This window comes from Paraburkholderia phymatum (assembly GCF_038900715.1).
GTDB lineage: Bacteria > Pseudomonadota > Gammaproteobacteria > Burkholderiales > Burkholderiaceae > Paraburkholderia > Paraburkholderia phymatum_A.
This window is the reverse complement of sequence record NZ_JAYMRZ010000008.1, coordinates 143,217-155,980: the sequence shown is the minus strand read 5'-3', so window position 1 is coordinate 155,980 and position 12,764 is coordinate 143,217. Positions and strand designations below refer to the sequence as shown.

The window sequence follows — 12,764 nt, the reverse complement described above, 5'->3', positions numbered from 1 at the left end:
GACGCGGCGGCTTATGCTGCCGTCGATGAGACCGCCTGACGCATGGGAATGCTTCGGGCGGTTTTCATTTGGGCCGCGCGTTCCATTTGGACCGCGCGTTTCCATTCGGCGCCGTGCCGACAGCGCGATGGCATTCGCCAAACGCCAGGCACCGATCGACGACGCGTATGCCGAGCCCGTTCATCCCACGTCGTCGGGCCACGGTCGTCCGCTGATCCACGCCTTGACCGCGGCGGTGACGGCCTCTTCCGTTCCATAGAACCCGTGATGCGACATCGCTTCGCAGGGCTTGCTGCGCGTGTCGCCGCCGTGCACGGTGATCAGCGCATATTGGCCGCTGTCGGCGATGCGCTTTAGCGCTTCATAGGAACAGAGATAGCAGCCGTCGTCCGCGTGCTGGACGAACAGCTGACGCGGACGAATCGCACCGTAGTCGAAGCCGATCAGCGGCGTGGCCTGGCCGCGCGCGGGGCTGCTGAGCGTCGACATATGCACGATGGCGCTCCATACATCAGGCAGTGCGCGTCCCACGTAAGCGGACGAGATCGTGCCGCGGCTCGTGCCCACCAGCACGAGCTTCGCCTGTGGGAAGCGCGCACGCAGGTTCGCCGCGATCTGCGCGAGATCCTGCGCGGAACGCGGCGACGCACGAAACGCATCCGAGTAGCCGCCCGGTTGATCCGACGGCGCATCGACGATGGCCGTCGCGAACAGCGAATCCACGAACAGGTTGCGCGCCCGGATCAGGAAGTTGTTCTTCTCGCGCATATGGATCGTGCCGCCCGGCTGCTGCGAGAGTTCGAGATCGCCTTCGCTGCCCGGAAACATCACGAGCACCCACTGCGGCTGGCTGCCGTCCTGTTGGGTCAACAGATAGGAGATCGACGCGCCTTGACCGAGCGGCACGTCGACTACCTGTTCGCTCGCCATCGCGCTTCGCGCGTGGCACACGACGAGCGTGGCCAGCAGGATGGCAAGCGCGATGAAGGGGCAGCGTATGAGGCGGACGAAAGGTGCAGGCATAGGGACGGTTACGCAATGAATGGCACGCGACAAGTTCGCATTGCGGCAGGGACGCTGTCAACGGCTTGCGCATCGGTTGGCCGATCGGCCAGGATCGGCAGGCCATGTTGGGTTTGCGCGCGCACCAAACTGGCCATTCGGCCGATGTCACGGGAAGCGCTTCCTGAGATAATCTGACATCCATTACATACGCCGAAACGCCGACAGCATGGCCCGAACCAAAGTCCCTGATCCTGCAACCAGCGCACCTGCCGAGCAGGCGTTGTGGCTGCGTGCCGAACTCGAACGCGCGAACCACGCGTACTACGTGCTCGACCAGCCGGATCTGCCCGACGCGGAGTACGACAAGCTGTTCAAGGAACTGCAGCAGATCGAAAGCGAGCATCCGGATCTGATCACGCCGGATTCGCCGACGCAGCGGGTCGGTGGCGAAGCCGCGAGTGGCTTCAGGCCCGTCGTGCACGACATGCCGATGCTGTCGTTGAACAACGGCTTTTCGGATGAAGACATCGCTGCCTTCGACAAACGTGTATCGGACACGCTGCATCATTCGCCCGTCGATTACGCGTGTGAGTTGAAGTTCGACGGCCTTGCGATTTCGTTGCGCTACGAGGACGGCAAGTTCACGCAGGCGGCCACGCGCGGCGACGGCGCAACGGGCGAGGACGTCACCGAAAACGTTCGCACCATCCGCTCGATTCCGCTCAAGCTAAAAGGCAAGCGTGTGCCGAGGCTCATCGACGTGCGCGGCGAAGTGCTGATGTTCAAGCGCGATTTCGATCGGCTGAACCAGCGTCAGCGCGACGCAGACCAGCGCGAGTTCGCGAATCCACGTAATGCGGCGGCGGGCAGCTTGCGGCAACTCGATTCGAAGATCACGGCGCAGCGTCCGCTGTCGTTCTTCGCGTATGGCATTGGCGTGCTGGACGGAGTCGAGATGCCGGCGACGCACAGCGAACTGCTCGACTGGTATCACGAGATGGGCTTGCCCGTGAACAGCGAACGGGCCGTCGTTCAGGGCGCCGAAGGGCTGCTCGGCTTCTTCCATAAGGTCGGCGAGAAGCGGGAGACGCTGCCGTACGACATCGACGGTGTCGTCTACAAGGTCGACCGGCGCGATCAGCAGGATGTGCTCGGCTTCGTTTCGCGTGCGCCGCGCTTTGCGCTCGCGCACAAGTTTCCGGCACAGGAAGCGCTCACGAAGCTCGTCGCCATCGACGTGCAGGTCGGCCGCACGGGCGCGATCACGCCTGTCGCGCGGCTCGAGCCGGTGTTCGTCGGCGGCGCGACGGTGACGAATGCGACGCTGCACAACGAGGACGAGATTCGCCGCAAGGACATCCGGATCGGCGATACGGTGGTCGTGCGGCGAGCGGGTGATGTCATTCCCGAAGTGGTGAGCGCGATGCTCGATCGCAGACCAGCCGACGCGCGCGAGTTCGTGATGCCGACCGAATGCCCCGTATGCGGCTCGGCCATCGAACGTCTGCCGGACGAGGCGATCGCGCGCTGCACAGGCGGCCTCTTCTGTCCGGCGCAGCGCAAGCAGGCGTTGTGGCATTTCGCGCAGCGCCGCGCGCTGGACATCGATGGCCTCGGCGAAAAGATCATCGATCAGCTGGTCGAACTGAATCTCGTGCGTACGCCCGCGGATCTCTTCAATCTGGGTTTCGCGACGCTCGCCGAACTCGACCGCTTCGCGGAAAAGTCCGCGCAGAACCTGCTCGACTCGCTGGAGAAAGCCAAGCACACCACGCTCGCGCGCTTCATTTATGCGCTTGGTATCCGGCACGTCGGCGAATCGACGGCGAAGGACCTGGCCAAACATTTCGGCTCGCTCGATCCCATCATGAACGCGACGGTCGAAGAGCTGCTGGAGGTCAACGACGTCGGGCCCATCGTCGCCGAAGCAATTCATCAGTTCTTCGCCGAGGACCACAACCGCACGGTCATCGATCAGTTGCGCGCGCCCGGCAAGGTGACATGGACGGAAGGCCCGCCCGCGCCGAAAGCGCCGCAGGGCGTGCTGGCTGGCAAGACGGTCGTGCTGACGGGCACGCTGCCGAACATGGGCCGTGACGAAGCGAAGGAGTTGCTGGAGGCGGCCGGCGCGAAGGTGGCCGGTTCGGTGTCGAAAAAGACCGATTACGTGGTGGCCGGTGCGGAAGCGGGCAGCAAGCTTGCGAAAGCCGAGGAACTTGGCATCCCCGTGCTCGACGAAGATGGTATGCGTAAGCTCCTGGAGGGGCACACAACATGATTCACGAAATCCTCAAGATGGGCGATCCGCGTCTGTTGCGCATCGCCAAGCCCGTCGATCACTTCGACACGCCCGAGTTGCACGACCTCGTCCGGGACATGTTCGAGACGATGCACGATGCGAACGGCGCGGGGCTTGCTGCGCCGCAGATCGGCGTCGATCTGCAGGTGGTGATTTTCGGGTTCGGCCATAACGAGCGCTATCCGGACGCGCCGTCCGTGCCGGAGACGGTGCTGATCAACCCGACGATCACGCCCGTGTCGCTGGATACGGAGGAGGGTTGGGAAGGGTGTCTCTCCGTGCCGGGGCTGCGCGGCGCCGTGACCCGGTTGTCGATGATCCGCTATTACGGCTTCGATCAGTTCGGCAAACCGATCGATCGCGTCGCGGAAGGCTTTCACGCGCGCGTCGTCCAGCACGAGTGCGATCACCTGATCGGCAAGCTGTATCCGATGCGGATCACCGATTTCGCCAAGTTCGGTTTTACCGAGGTGCTGTTTCCCGACCTCGATCCGGAATCCGACGAATGAGGGGATGACAGGGCCTCAGCAGTCGCTTTGGCGCCTTGCCGGAAAAGAAAAAGCCCGCATGCGCGGGCTTTTCACACGAACGATATGCGACGCCTGCGGGCCTCAGAACGACTCGTCGGGACCCAGATAGCGCCATTGTCCGGGCGGCAGCGCGCCGAGCATCACGTGACCCATCCGCACGCGCTTGAGGCCCACGACATGCAGGCCGACCAGTTCGCACATGCGGCGAATCTGGCGCTTCTTGCCTTCACGCAGCACGAAGCGCAGTTGCTCTCCGTTCTGCCAGCTGACCATCGCGGGTTTGAGCGGCACGCCGTCCAGTTCGAGCCCGTGGCGCAGTTGCGCGAGACTCTCGGGCGGGAAATGGTGCTCGACATCCGTTTCGACGTCGCCGTACGTGACGCGCACGAGATATTCCTTGTCGATCTGCGAATTCCCGCCGATCAGCTGTTTGGCGACGCGCCCGTCCTGGGTCAGCACCAGCAGCCCCGTCGAATCGATATCGAGGCGGCCCGCCGGCGCCAGCTGACGCAGATGCGCGGCCGAAAAGCGGATGTCGGTGTGGTCGCCGTCCCAGCGATTTTCGGGCTTGACGAGCGTCACGGCGGGTTCATAGCCTTCCTCTGCCTGGCCGGAGACATAGCCCACGGGTTTGTGCACGAGGATCGTCACCTGCTTGAGCTGCGCGGCCTGGGCGGCGGGGTCGATCTGGATGTCGGCGTCGGGGGGGACCTTCGTGCCGAGCGTATCGATGACGACGCCATCGACCGTCACCCAGCCTTTTTCGATCCACTCGTCGGCTTCGCGGCGCGAACACAGGCCGAGTTCGGACATCAGCTTCGACAGGCGCAGATTGCCGGGGACGTCGTTGTATTCGCCTTCGTCGCGGCGGCGCGGCTCCACGGCAGGGCGCGACTTGCGCGCCGGCTTCCCGGCGGGGCGGTCGAAGATCGCGGGACGGTCGAAGCTGTCTTCGATCGCGCGGGCGTCGCCCTTTGCCTTGTTCGTGCGTGGCGCGGGGGTCGATTTGGGCGGCACGGCATCGTCGCGGTCGGCGTAGGCGCCCTTGACGGGTTTTGCGTAGGTGCGTTCGCTGCGCGCCGAAGTTTCGTCGCCGGTCGCACGGCGTGCTGCGCCTTCGCTCCGAGGGCGACGATCTTGCGACGCGTCGCGGCCTTCATACGCGGCTTTGGCGGGGCGTGCATACGTGCGTTCGCGCGAAGGTGCGCCATCTGCTGCGCGGGCCGTACGCGGCGCGTTGCGGCGCTCGTCGTTGTCGCGGGGGGCGCGACGGGCGCGGGGCGCATCATCGTCGCGCGAGAAGCGCGCAGCGCGTTCGCCCGTCGAGGCGCCTCGCGAAGGGCGATCGGACGAAACGCGCCGATCGGAAGGCGCTTCTGCATTGCGGCGGACACCACCGCTTGCGGATGTGGTTCGCTTGCGCGCCGGACGGTCGTCCACAGAGTGCCGTTCGAATGACCCGGATTCGCCGCTTCGTGTGCGTGCTGGCCGGTCGCCCGCAGAGCGACGGTCAAATGACCCGGATTCGCTCCGCGCGCGCGCCGGACGATCGCCCGCAGAACGGCGGTCAAATGAACCGGATTCGCCGCTTCGTGCATGGGCCGGGCGGTCGCCGACAGAGCGCCGTTCGAATGAGCCGGATTCGCCGCCGCGCACGCGCGCGGGCCGGTCGCCCGCAGAACGGCGGTCAAATGAACCGGATTCGCCGCTTCGTGCACGCGCGGGCCGATCGCCCGCAGAACGCCGTTCGAATGACCCGGATTCGCCGCCGCGTGCACGCGCCGGACGATCGCCCGCAGAACGGCGGTCAAATGACCCGGATTCGCCGCTTCGTGCGCGTCCTGGCCGATCGTCCGCAGAACGGCGTTCGTACGAGCCGGATTCGCCGCTTCGCGCACGCGCCGGCCGGTCGCCCGCAGCGCGACGCTCAGATGACCCGGATTCGCCGCTCCGTGCGCGCGCCGGTCGGTCGCCCGCAGAGCGGCGTTCGAATGATCCGGATTCACTCCGTCCGCCTGCCGTCTTGCCGAACGAGCGCTTCTCGGGCGTCGCCGAGCCCGTCTCGCTGCGGCGCGCGGCCGCCGATGCGGAAGAACCCGCGCCGCCGCGCGGCCCCTTTGACGGAGCGGCCTTGGCCGCCGGCGCTGCCGGCCGTGCCGGCTTGCGCGCAGTCGTGCTACCTGGACGGACGGGGGCGCGTTCGGACGAAGCCGGCCGCGGATGCTTGGCTGTCAGTTTGACTCGCATGAAATCTCACACTGCGATCGCGCGCAGCAGCTCGGTTTCGACCTGGATTTGTCGTCGGTTGTCCGAGAGGCCATGTCCATCGAGTAGGAACACGTCCTCGACGCGTTCGCCGAGCGTATTGATCCGCGCCGCATGGACGCCGACCCGGTGCTCGGCCAGCACGCGCGCGATCGAATAAAGAAGGCCCGGCCGGTCGTTTGCCGACACGGACAGGATGTAGTACTGGCCGCGCTCGTCGGCCCGCAGGTCGACGCGCGGCGTGACGGGAAACGTGCGCGACAGGCGCGACAGACGGCCCTTCGACGGCTCCGGCAGCAGCGTGCCTTCCGCCGCGAGGCGCTCCGCCAGTTCCTGCTCGACGAGGTTGGCGATGTCGCGATAGTGGACGTCACGCTCCGTATGCGCGACGAGGAAGTTGTCGAGCGCATAGCCGTGCTTCGTGGTGCTGACGCGCGCATCCAGCACGGACAGCGCGTTGCGGTCGAAATACGCGCAGATGCCCGCGAACAGGTCGGGGCGGTCCTTCACGTAGACCAGCACCTGCAGCGCTTCGCCGATGGGCGACGGACGCGCGCGCACGATCGGCGTCGCGGTCTCGACGTGCCGGTACAGCACGCGTGTCTGCCAGGCGATATCGGCGGCGTCGTGCCGCAGGAAGTAGCCGACGTCGAGCTTGTCCCACAGCGCGCGGTGCGCGTTCTCAGGCACAGTCTCGAGGCGCAGCAGCGCGAGCGCTTCCTCCTGACGCAGTTTCAGTTCCGAATGCGCATCGGGACGGGCGCCGCCGAGCACGGCGAGCGTCGCGCGGTACAGGTCTTCGAGCAGCTTGCCTTTCCACGTGTTCCAGACTTTCGGGCTGGTGCCGCGAATATCGGCGACCGTCAGCAGATACAGCGCCGTCAGGTGCCGCTCGGTGCCGACCATATCGGCGAAACGCTTGATCACCTCCGGGTCGCTCGTGTCCTGCTTCTGCGCGACCTGGCTCATCGTCAGATGATGCTGGACCAGCCATACGACGAGCGCCGCGTCGTCGGCGAGAATGCCGTGCTCGCGGCAGAAGCGCCGCGCGTCGGCCATGCCGAGCGTCGAGTGATCGCCGCCGCGGCCCTTGGCGATGTCGTGAAAAAGCGCTGCCACGTACAGCAGATACGGACGCTCGAAATTCGCGATCAGCTGGCTGCAGAACGGATATTCATGCGCATGCTCGGCGACAGCGAAACGCCGCATGTTTCTCAGCACCATCAGGATGTGCTGATCGACGGTATAGACGTGATACAGATCGTGCTGCATCTGTCCGACGATACGGCGGAAGTTCAACAGATAACGCCCTAGCACGCTCGTCTGGTTCATCAGACGCAGCGCGTGCGTGATGCCTTGCGGCTGCTTCAGAATTTCCAGGAAAAGCCGGCGATTTTCCGGATCGCGGCGCCAGCGATGGTCCATCGTCTCGCGCGCGTTGTACAACGCGCGCAGCGTGCGCGCCGACAGGCCTTTGACGCCCGGCGTTTTTTCGTACAACAGGAACGCTTCGAGGATCGCATTCGGCTCACGTTCGAATACGTCGTCGCTGGCGATCTCCAGCATGCCCTGCTTTTCGACGAAACGATCGGACAAAACGCGCGTGATGCCGCTCGTGTTCGGAAAGAGCTGAGCTTCGATGTTCTGAATCAGAATGGTCGAGAGCTGCGTAACGGCTTTGGCGGCCCAGTAGTAACGGCGCATCAGCTGTTCGCTGGCGCGGCGCGTGGACGTGGCCTTGAAGCCGAAGCTCTCGGCGACTGCGGTCTGCAGGTCGAAGACGAGGATGTCCTGGCGGCGTCCCGCGAGCACGTGCAGGCGCGCGCGCAACGTCTTCAAAAAACCTTCGTTGCGGCGCAGCTCGCGCGCTTCGCGATCGGTGATGAGGCCGCGCTGGTCCAGTTCGCGCCAGCTGCTGCCGAATCCGGCCGCTTGAGTGACCCACAGAATCAGCTGAAGATCTCGCAAGCCGCCCGGGCTTTCCTTGATGTTGGGTTCGAGCGCATAGGGTGTGTCCTGGAATTTCGCATGCCGCTGGCGCATTTCCAGCACTTTCGCCTGGAAGAACGCGCGCGGATCGAGCGCGTCGCGATAGCGCAGCGAAAAACCCTCGAACAGCGTCGTGCTACCGACGATGCGCCGCGCCTCGAGCAGCGACGTCCGCACGGTCACGTCGCTCGCGGCTTCTTCGAGGCACTGCGACACCGTGCGCACGCTGCTGCCGAGTTCCAGCCCGAGATCCCACGCAAGACCGATAAAGCGCTCGATGCTGGCTTCCAGGTGCGGGACGGGCTCGTCGGGCAACAGGACGAGAATGTCGATGTCGGAATGCGGGGCCAGTTCGCCGCGCCCGTAGCCGCCGACGGCCAGCAGCGCCAGCGATGCGGGCAGATCGCATGCGGCCCACGCGCCGCGCAGCGCATCGTCGGTGATGCGCGCGAGCGAGCGCATCAGCGTGTCGACATTGGATGCCGTCCTGAAGCGATCGATCAGCGGGGTCTTGGCCACCTTGTAGTCCGCCTTGAGCGACGTGGCATCGGAAAGGGCGACGGCGGAAACGCTGCTCATAGGCGAAGGAAGGCGAAATCAGGCGGTGGCGGCGGCCACGATTTGCGGGCGCGCGGGCGTGCCGGCCGAGACGGTCAGCACTTCGTAGCCCGTCGGCGTGACGAGAATCGTGTGCTCCCACTGCGCGGACAGGCTGCGGTCCTTCGTCTTGACGGTCCACTGGTCGGGCATCGTGCGGATTTCGCGGCGGCCGGCGTTGATCATCGGCTCGATCGTGAAGATCATGCCGGGCTGCAATTCGATGCCCGTGCCGGGACGGCCGTAGTGCAGGACTTGCGGTTCGTCGTGGAAAACCTGGCCGATGCCGTGGCCGCAATATTCGCGCACCACGCTGTAGCCCTGGCCCTCCGCGTGCTTCTGGATCGCGTAGCCGATGTCGCCGAGATGGGCGCCCGGGCGCACCTGCTCGATGCCGAGCCACATGCATTCGTAGGTGGTCTGGATGAGGCGCTTCGCCATGATCGAGCCTTCGCCGACGATGAACATGCGGCTCGTGTCGCCGTAGTAGCCGTTCTTGATCACGGTGACATCGATATTGAGCGCGTCGCCGTTCTTCAACGTCTTGTCGCCGGGAATGCCGTGGCAGATCACGTCGTTCACGGACGTGCAGACGGCCTTCGGAAACGGCGGATAGCCGGGCGGCTGATAGTTCAGCGGCGCCGGAATCGTGCCCTGCACGTTCGTCATGTATTCGTGGCAGAGCCGGTCGAGCTCGCCCGTCGTGACGCCGGGCTTCACGAACGGCGTGATGTAGTCGAGGACTTCGCTCCCGAGGCGTCCAGCGACGCGCATCTGGGCAATATCGTCTTCGTTCTTGAGCGTAATAGCCATGAGTCGGGCCTGAAAAGCGATGTATCGCGTAATTATCGCACCTTATTTCCGCGATCGCTGGCTTTTGCTGGGCGGATACCCACGTGCGGCGCGGGCCGCAACGCCTGTCCGTGGCATGCTGCGAGCGGCGGGTGCAACCCGCGGCGGCCCCGCGTGCTACCGCGTAGGTTGAGTCCTGCAATGCTCGCGTGCTATACTCTTCGGCTAAGTCAATCGCCAGTTCGAATATTCAGAATATTCATCACGGCGGCGGACTTTCCTCGCGAGCTGGCCATGAAGTGCAACACCGATATGGCGCAATTCGCGAGATTCGCAAGCCGGCGCACCCAGGGTGTTCGCGGCGTCAGGTCTTCCCGAACAGCGCGGAAGGCGGCGCGGCGGATACGGCAGCCGGCTTAAGACCCAACCCTAGCGGAGATATTCATGGCAGTTACCATGCGTCAAATGCTGGAAGCCGGTGTCCACTTCGGTCACCAGACGCGCTTCTGGAACCCGAAGATGGCCCCCTTCATTTTTGGCCATCGCAACAAGATTCACATCATCAACCTCGAAAAGACGCTGCCGATGTACAACGACGCGCTGAAGTACGTGCGTCAACTGGCAGCGAATCGCGGCACGATCCTGTTCGTCGGCACGAAGCGTCAGTCGCGCGACACGATCGCCGAAGCGGCTCAGCGCGCTGGCATGCCCTTTGTCAACGCACGCTGGCTCGGCGGCATGCTGACCAACTTCAAGACGCTGAAGGTTTCGATCAAGCGCCTGAAGGACATGGAAGCGGCAGTCGAGGCAGGCGAGCTCGAGAAGATGAGCAAGAAGGAAGCGCTGCTGTTCGAACGCGAAATCGCCAAGCTGCAAAAGTCGATCGGCGGCGTGAAGGACATGGGTGGCATTCCGGATGCGATCTTCGTGGTCGACGTCGGCTATCACAAGATTGCCGTGACGGAAGCGAACAAGCTGGGCGTGCCCGTCATCGCCGTGGTCGATACGAACCACTCGCCGGAAGGCGTGGATTACGTGATCCCGGGCAACGACGACGCGAGCAAGGCGGTCACGCTGTACGCGCAAGGCGTGGCTGACGCGATCCTCGAAGGCCGTGCAAACGCGGTCAACGAAGTCGTGCAGGCTGCTCGTGGCGGCGACGGCGACGAGTTCGTCGAGGTCAACGGGGAAGCGTAAAGCACCCTGTGTCCGGCAAAAAAGGGGGCTCTCGATAGGCCCCCTTTTTTTAAGCCGCGACGATCTGGAGTGAGCGTGCGGCAACTCGCACGCGGCAGCGCCGGAAATAAATGTGCGCTGCGCGGAAACGAAATTCTGCCGCCGGCATCGAATGCGGGCGGCGTGTGACAGACAGACTCAAGGAGCGAATGATGGCGGCAATTACCGCAAGCATGGTGGCAGAACTGCGCGCGAAGACCGACGCGCCGATGATGGAATGCAAGAAGGCGCTGACGGAAGCTGACGGCGATATGGCGCGCGCGGAAGAGCTGCTGCGCGTTAAGCTCGGCAACAAGGCGTCGAAGGCGGCGTCGCGCGTCACGGCTGAGGGCGTGATCGCTTCGTTCATCGAAGGCGGCGTCGGCGCGATCGTCGAACTGAACTGCGAAACCGACTTCGTTTCGAAGAACGACGACTTCATCGGTTTCTCGAAGAAGGTTGCCGAGCTCGTCGTCAAGCAGAACCCGTCTGACGTCGCCGCGCTGTCGGCGCTGCCGCTGGAAGGCTCGACGGTCGACGCAGTGCGTTCGGCGCTGGTCGGCAAGATCGGCGAAAACCTGTCGATCCGCCGTTTCGCGCGCTTCGAAACGTCGAACAAGCTGGCCGCATACCTGCACGGCACCCGCATCGGCGTGCTGGTCGAGTACACGGGCGCTGACGAGCAGGTCGGCAAGGATGTCGCGATGCACATCGCGGCGATGAAGCCCGTCTCGCTGTCGGCAGACGACGTTCCCGCCGACCTGATCGCCAAGGAGCGCAGCATCGCCGAGCAGAAGGCAGCCGAATCGGGCAAGCCGGCTGAGATCGTCGCGAAGATGGTCGACGGCTCGGTGCAGAAGTACCTGAAGGAAGTGTCGCTGCTGAACCAGCCGTTCGTGAAGAACGACAAGCAGACGATCGAACAGATGCTGAAGGCGGCAAGCTCGAGCGTTCAGAAGTTCGCGCTGTTCGTCGTGGGCGAGGGCATCGAAAAGCGTCAGGACGACTTCGCGGCTGAAGTCGCTGCGCAAGTTGCTGCTGCGAAGCAGCAATAAGCTTCGTTTAAGTTTTACGCGGTACCGTTTGACCCGCGGCGGGGCTGGACCTCGCCGCGGCCGGCAGCGCCGCCGGGGTTGCACGTGCGAAAGGCGCACGGTGGCCGGATATCGACTCGCCTCGGTCGGTTGTTGAGGCGCATCAATTTGGTGGCGCTTGCCCGAATTCGTATTTCACCCCTACAGTTAGTTCCTTGTTGTTTGGCGGCTTTTTGGCCCTGCTCAGCGGAATCTGGATATCTCTATGCCCACTGCCTATAAACGCGTCCTCCTCAAACTCTCTGGCGAAGCCCTGATGGGCGATGATGCATTCGGCATCAATCGCGCGACGATCGAAAGAATGGTGGCGGACGTGGCCGAGGTGGTGCGGCTCGGTACGCAACTGGCGGTGGTGATCGGTGGCGGCAACATCTTTCGCGGTGTGGCGGGCGGTGCAGCGGGTATGGACCGTGCGACGGCCGACTACATGGGCATGCTGGCCACGATGATGAACGCGCTGGCGTTGCAGGACGCGATGCGCCACGCCGGAATCGAAGCGCGCGTGCAGTCGGCGCTGCGCATGGATCAGGTCGTCGAGCCGTACATCCGTCCCCGCGCCATCCGTCAGCTGGAAGAGGGCAAGGTCGTGATCTTCGCGGCCGGCACGGGCAACCCGTTCTTCACGACCGACACGGCGGCTGCGCTGCGCGGCTCGGAGGTCGGTGCTGAAGTGGTGCTGAAGGCGACCAAGGTCGACGGCGTCTATTCGGCCGACCCGAAGAAGGACCCGTCCGCGACGCGTTATTCGACGATCAGTTTCGACGAGGCAATTGGCCGCAACCTGCAGGTGATGGACGCCACCGCGTTCGCGCTGTGCCGTGACCAGAAGCTGCCGATCCGCGTGTTTTCGATCGTGAAGCCGGGCGCGCTCAAGCGCATCGTGCAGGGCGAGGACGAAGGCACCCTCGTCCACGTGTAAACTCTCTTTCACGTCTGTGGGCTTGAACGCGGGCTTGGGCGCCGCCTCGCGCGCGCTGG

10 protein-coding genes are annotated in these 12,764 nt (G+C 64.5%); 6 read left to right on the top strand and 4 right to left on the bottom strand.

Annotated elements, in window-relative coordinates; translation table 11 throughout:
- Window positions 1-180 precede the first annotated feature (180 nt).
- The gene (locus VSR68_RS16950; RefSeq protein WP_342940953.1) at window positions 181-1,023 is read right to left on the bottom strand and encodes a hypothetical protein; all 843 of its coding nucleotides are present in this window, start codon (window positions 1,021-1,023) and stop codon (window positions 181-183) included.
- A gap of 208 nt (window positions 1,024-1,231) precedes the next feature.
- Here VSR68_RS16950 and ligA point away from each other — a divergent pair, with 208 nt between their 5' ends.
- Together ligA and def are read left to right on the top strand one after the other, a co-directional pair.
- Window positions 1,232-3,283, top strand: coding sequence for an NAD-dependent DNA ligase LigA (ligA, locus tag VSR68_RS16945; protein WP_342940952.1), 2,052 nt, complete (start codon window positions 1,232-1,234; stop codon window positions 3,281-3,283).
- Window positions 3,280-3,813, top strand: a complete 534-nt coding sequence (gene def, locus VSR68_RS16940; RefSeq protein WP_342940951.1) for a peptide deformylase — start codon at window positions 3,280-3,282, stop codon at window positions 3,811-3,813. The genes ligA and def overlap by 4 nt, the downstream gene beginning before the upstream one ends.
- A 102-nt stretch (window positions 3,814-3,915) precedes the next feature.
- Here def and VSR68_RS42835 read toward each other — a convergent pair whose 3' ends face one another.
- Window positions 3,916-4,851, bottom strand: a complete 936-nt coding sequence (locus VSR68_RS42835) for a pseudouridine synthase (RefSeq protein ID WP_428983521.1) — start codon at window positions 4,849-4,851, stop codon at window positions 3,916-3,918.
- Between the two features lie 437 nt (window positions 4,852-5,288).
- Here VSR68_RS42835 and VSR68_RS42830 point away from each other — a divergent pair, with 437 nt between their 5' ends.
- Window positions 5,289-6,074 (top strand): hypothetical protein, encoded by a 786-nt coding sequence (locus VSR68_RS42830; RefSeq protein ID WP_428983520.1) that lies wholly within the window; start codon window positions 5,289-5,291, stop codon window positions 6,072-6,074.
- Between the two features lie 13 nt (window positions 6,075-6,087).
- On the opposite strand, the gene VSR68_RS16930 is transcribed toward VSR68_RS42830, so the two are convergent.
- Complete coding sequence (locus VSR68_RS16930; RefSeq protein WP_342940949.1) at window positions 6,088-8,667, bottom strand: [protein-PII] uridylyltransferase; 2,580 nt, start codon at window positions 8,665-8,667, stop codon at window positions 6,088-6,090.
- Between the two features lie 18 nt (window positions 8,668-8,685).
- Window positions 8,686-9,498 (bottom strand): type I methionyl aminopeptidase, encoded by an 813-nt coding sequence (gene map, locus VSR68_RS16925; RefSeq protein WP_342940948.1) that lies wholly within the window; start codon window positions 9,496-9,498, stop codon window positions 8,686-8,688.
- 423 nt (window positions 9,499-9,921) lie between these two features.
- Here map and rpsB point away from each other — a divergent pair, with 423 nt between their 5' ends.
- The 3 genes from rpsB (at window position 9,922) to pyrH (ending at window position 12,705) form a co-directional block, all read left to right on the top strand.
- Entirely contained in the window at window positions 9,922-10,674 is a 753-nt protein-coding gene (gene rpsB / locus VSR68_RS16920) for a 30S ribosomal protein S2 (RefSeq protein ID WP_342940947.1), read from the top strand.
- Between the two features lie 191 nt (window positions 10,675-10,865).
- Window positions 10,866-11,747 (top strand): translation elongation factor Ts, encoded by an 882-nt coding sequence (gene tsf, locus VSR68_RS16915; RefSeq protein WP_342940946.1) that lies wholly within the window; start codon window positions 10,866-10,868, stop codon window positions 11,745-11,747.
- Window positions 11,748-11,991: 244 nt separating this feature from the next.
- Complete coding sequence (pyrH, locus tag VSR68_RS16910) at window positions 11,992-12,705, top strand: UMP kinase (protein WP_090864794.1); 714 nt, start codon at window positions 11,992-11,994, stop codon at window positions 12,703-12,705.
- Window positions 12,706-12,764 lie beyond the last annotated feature (59 nt).

Coding starts and splice junctions, on each gene's coding strand:
- VSR68_RS16950 (WP_342940953.1), bottom strand. CDS start 1,023: ATGCCTGCACCTTTCGTCCGCCTCATACGCTGCCCCTTCATCGCGCTT.
- tsf (WP_342940946.1), top strand. CDS start 10,866: ATGGCGGCAATTACCGCAAGCATGGTGGCAGAACTGCGCGCGAAGACC.
- ligA (WP_342940952.1), top strand. CDS start 1,232: ATGGCCCGAACCAAAGTCCCTGATCCTGCAACCAGCGCACCTGCCGAG.
- VSR68_RS16930 (WP_342940949.1), bottom strand. CDS start 8,667: ATGAGCAGCGTTTCCGCCGTCGCCCTTTCCGATGCCACGTCGCTCAAG.
- rpsB (WP_342940947.1), top strand. CDS start 9,922: ATGGCAGTTACCATGCGTCAAATGCTGGAAGCCGGTGTCCACTTCGGT.
- def (WP_342940951.1), top strand. CDS start 3,280: ATGATTCACGAAATCCTCAAGATGGGCGATCCGCGTCTGTTGCGCATC.
- pyrH (WP_090864794.1), top strand. CDS start 11,992: ATGCCCACTGCCTATAAACGCGTCCTCCTCAAACTCTCTGGCGAAGCC.
- VSR68_RS42830 (WP_428983520.1), top strand. CDS start 5,289: ATGACCCGGATTCGCCGCTTCGTGTGCGTGCTGGCCGGTCGCCCGCAG.
- map (WP_342940948.1), bottom strand. CDS start 9,498: ATGGCTATTACGCTCAAGAACGAAGACGATATTGCCCAGATGCGCGTC.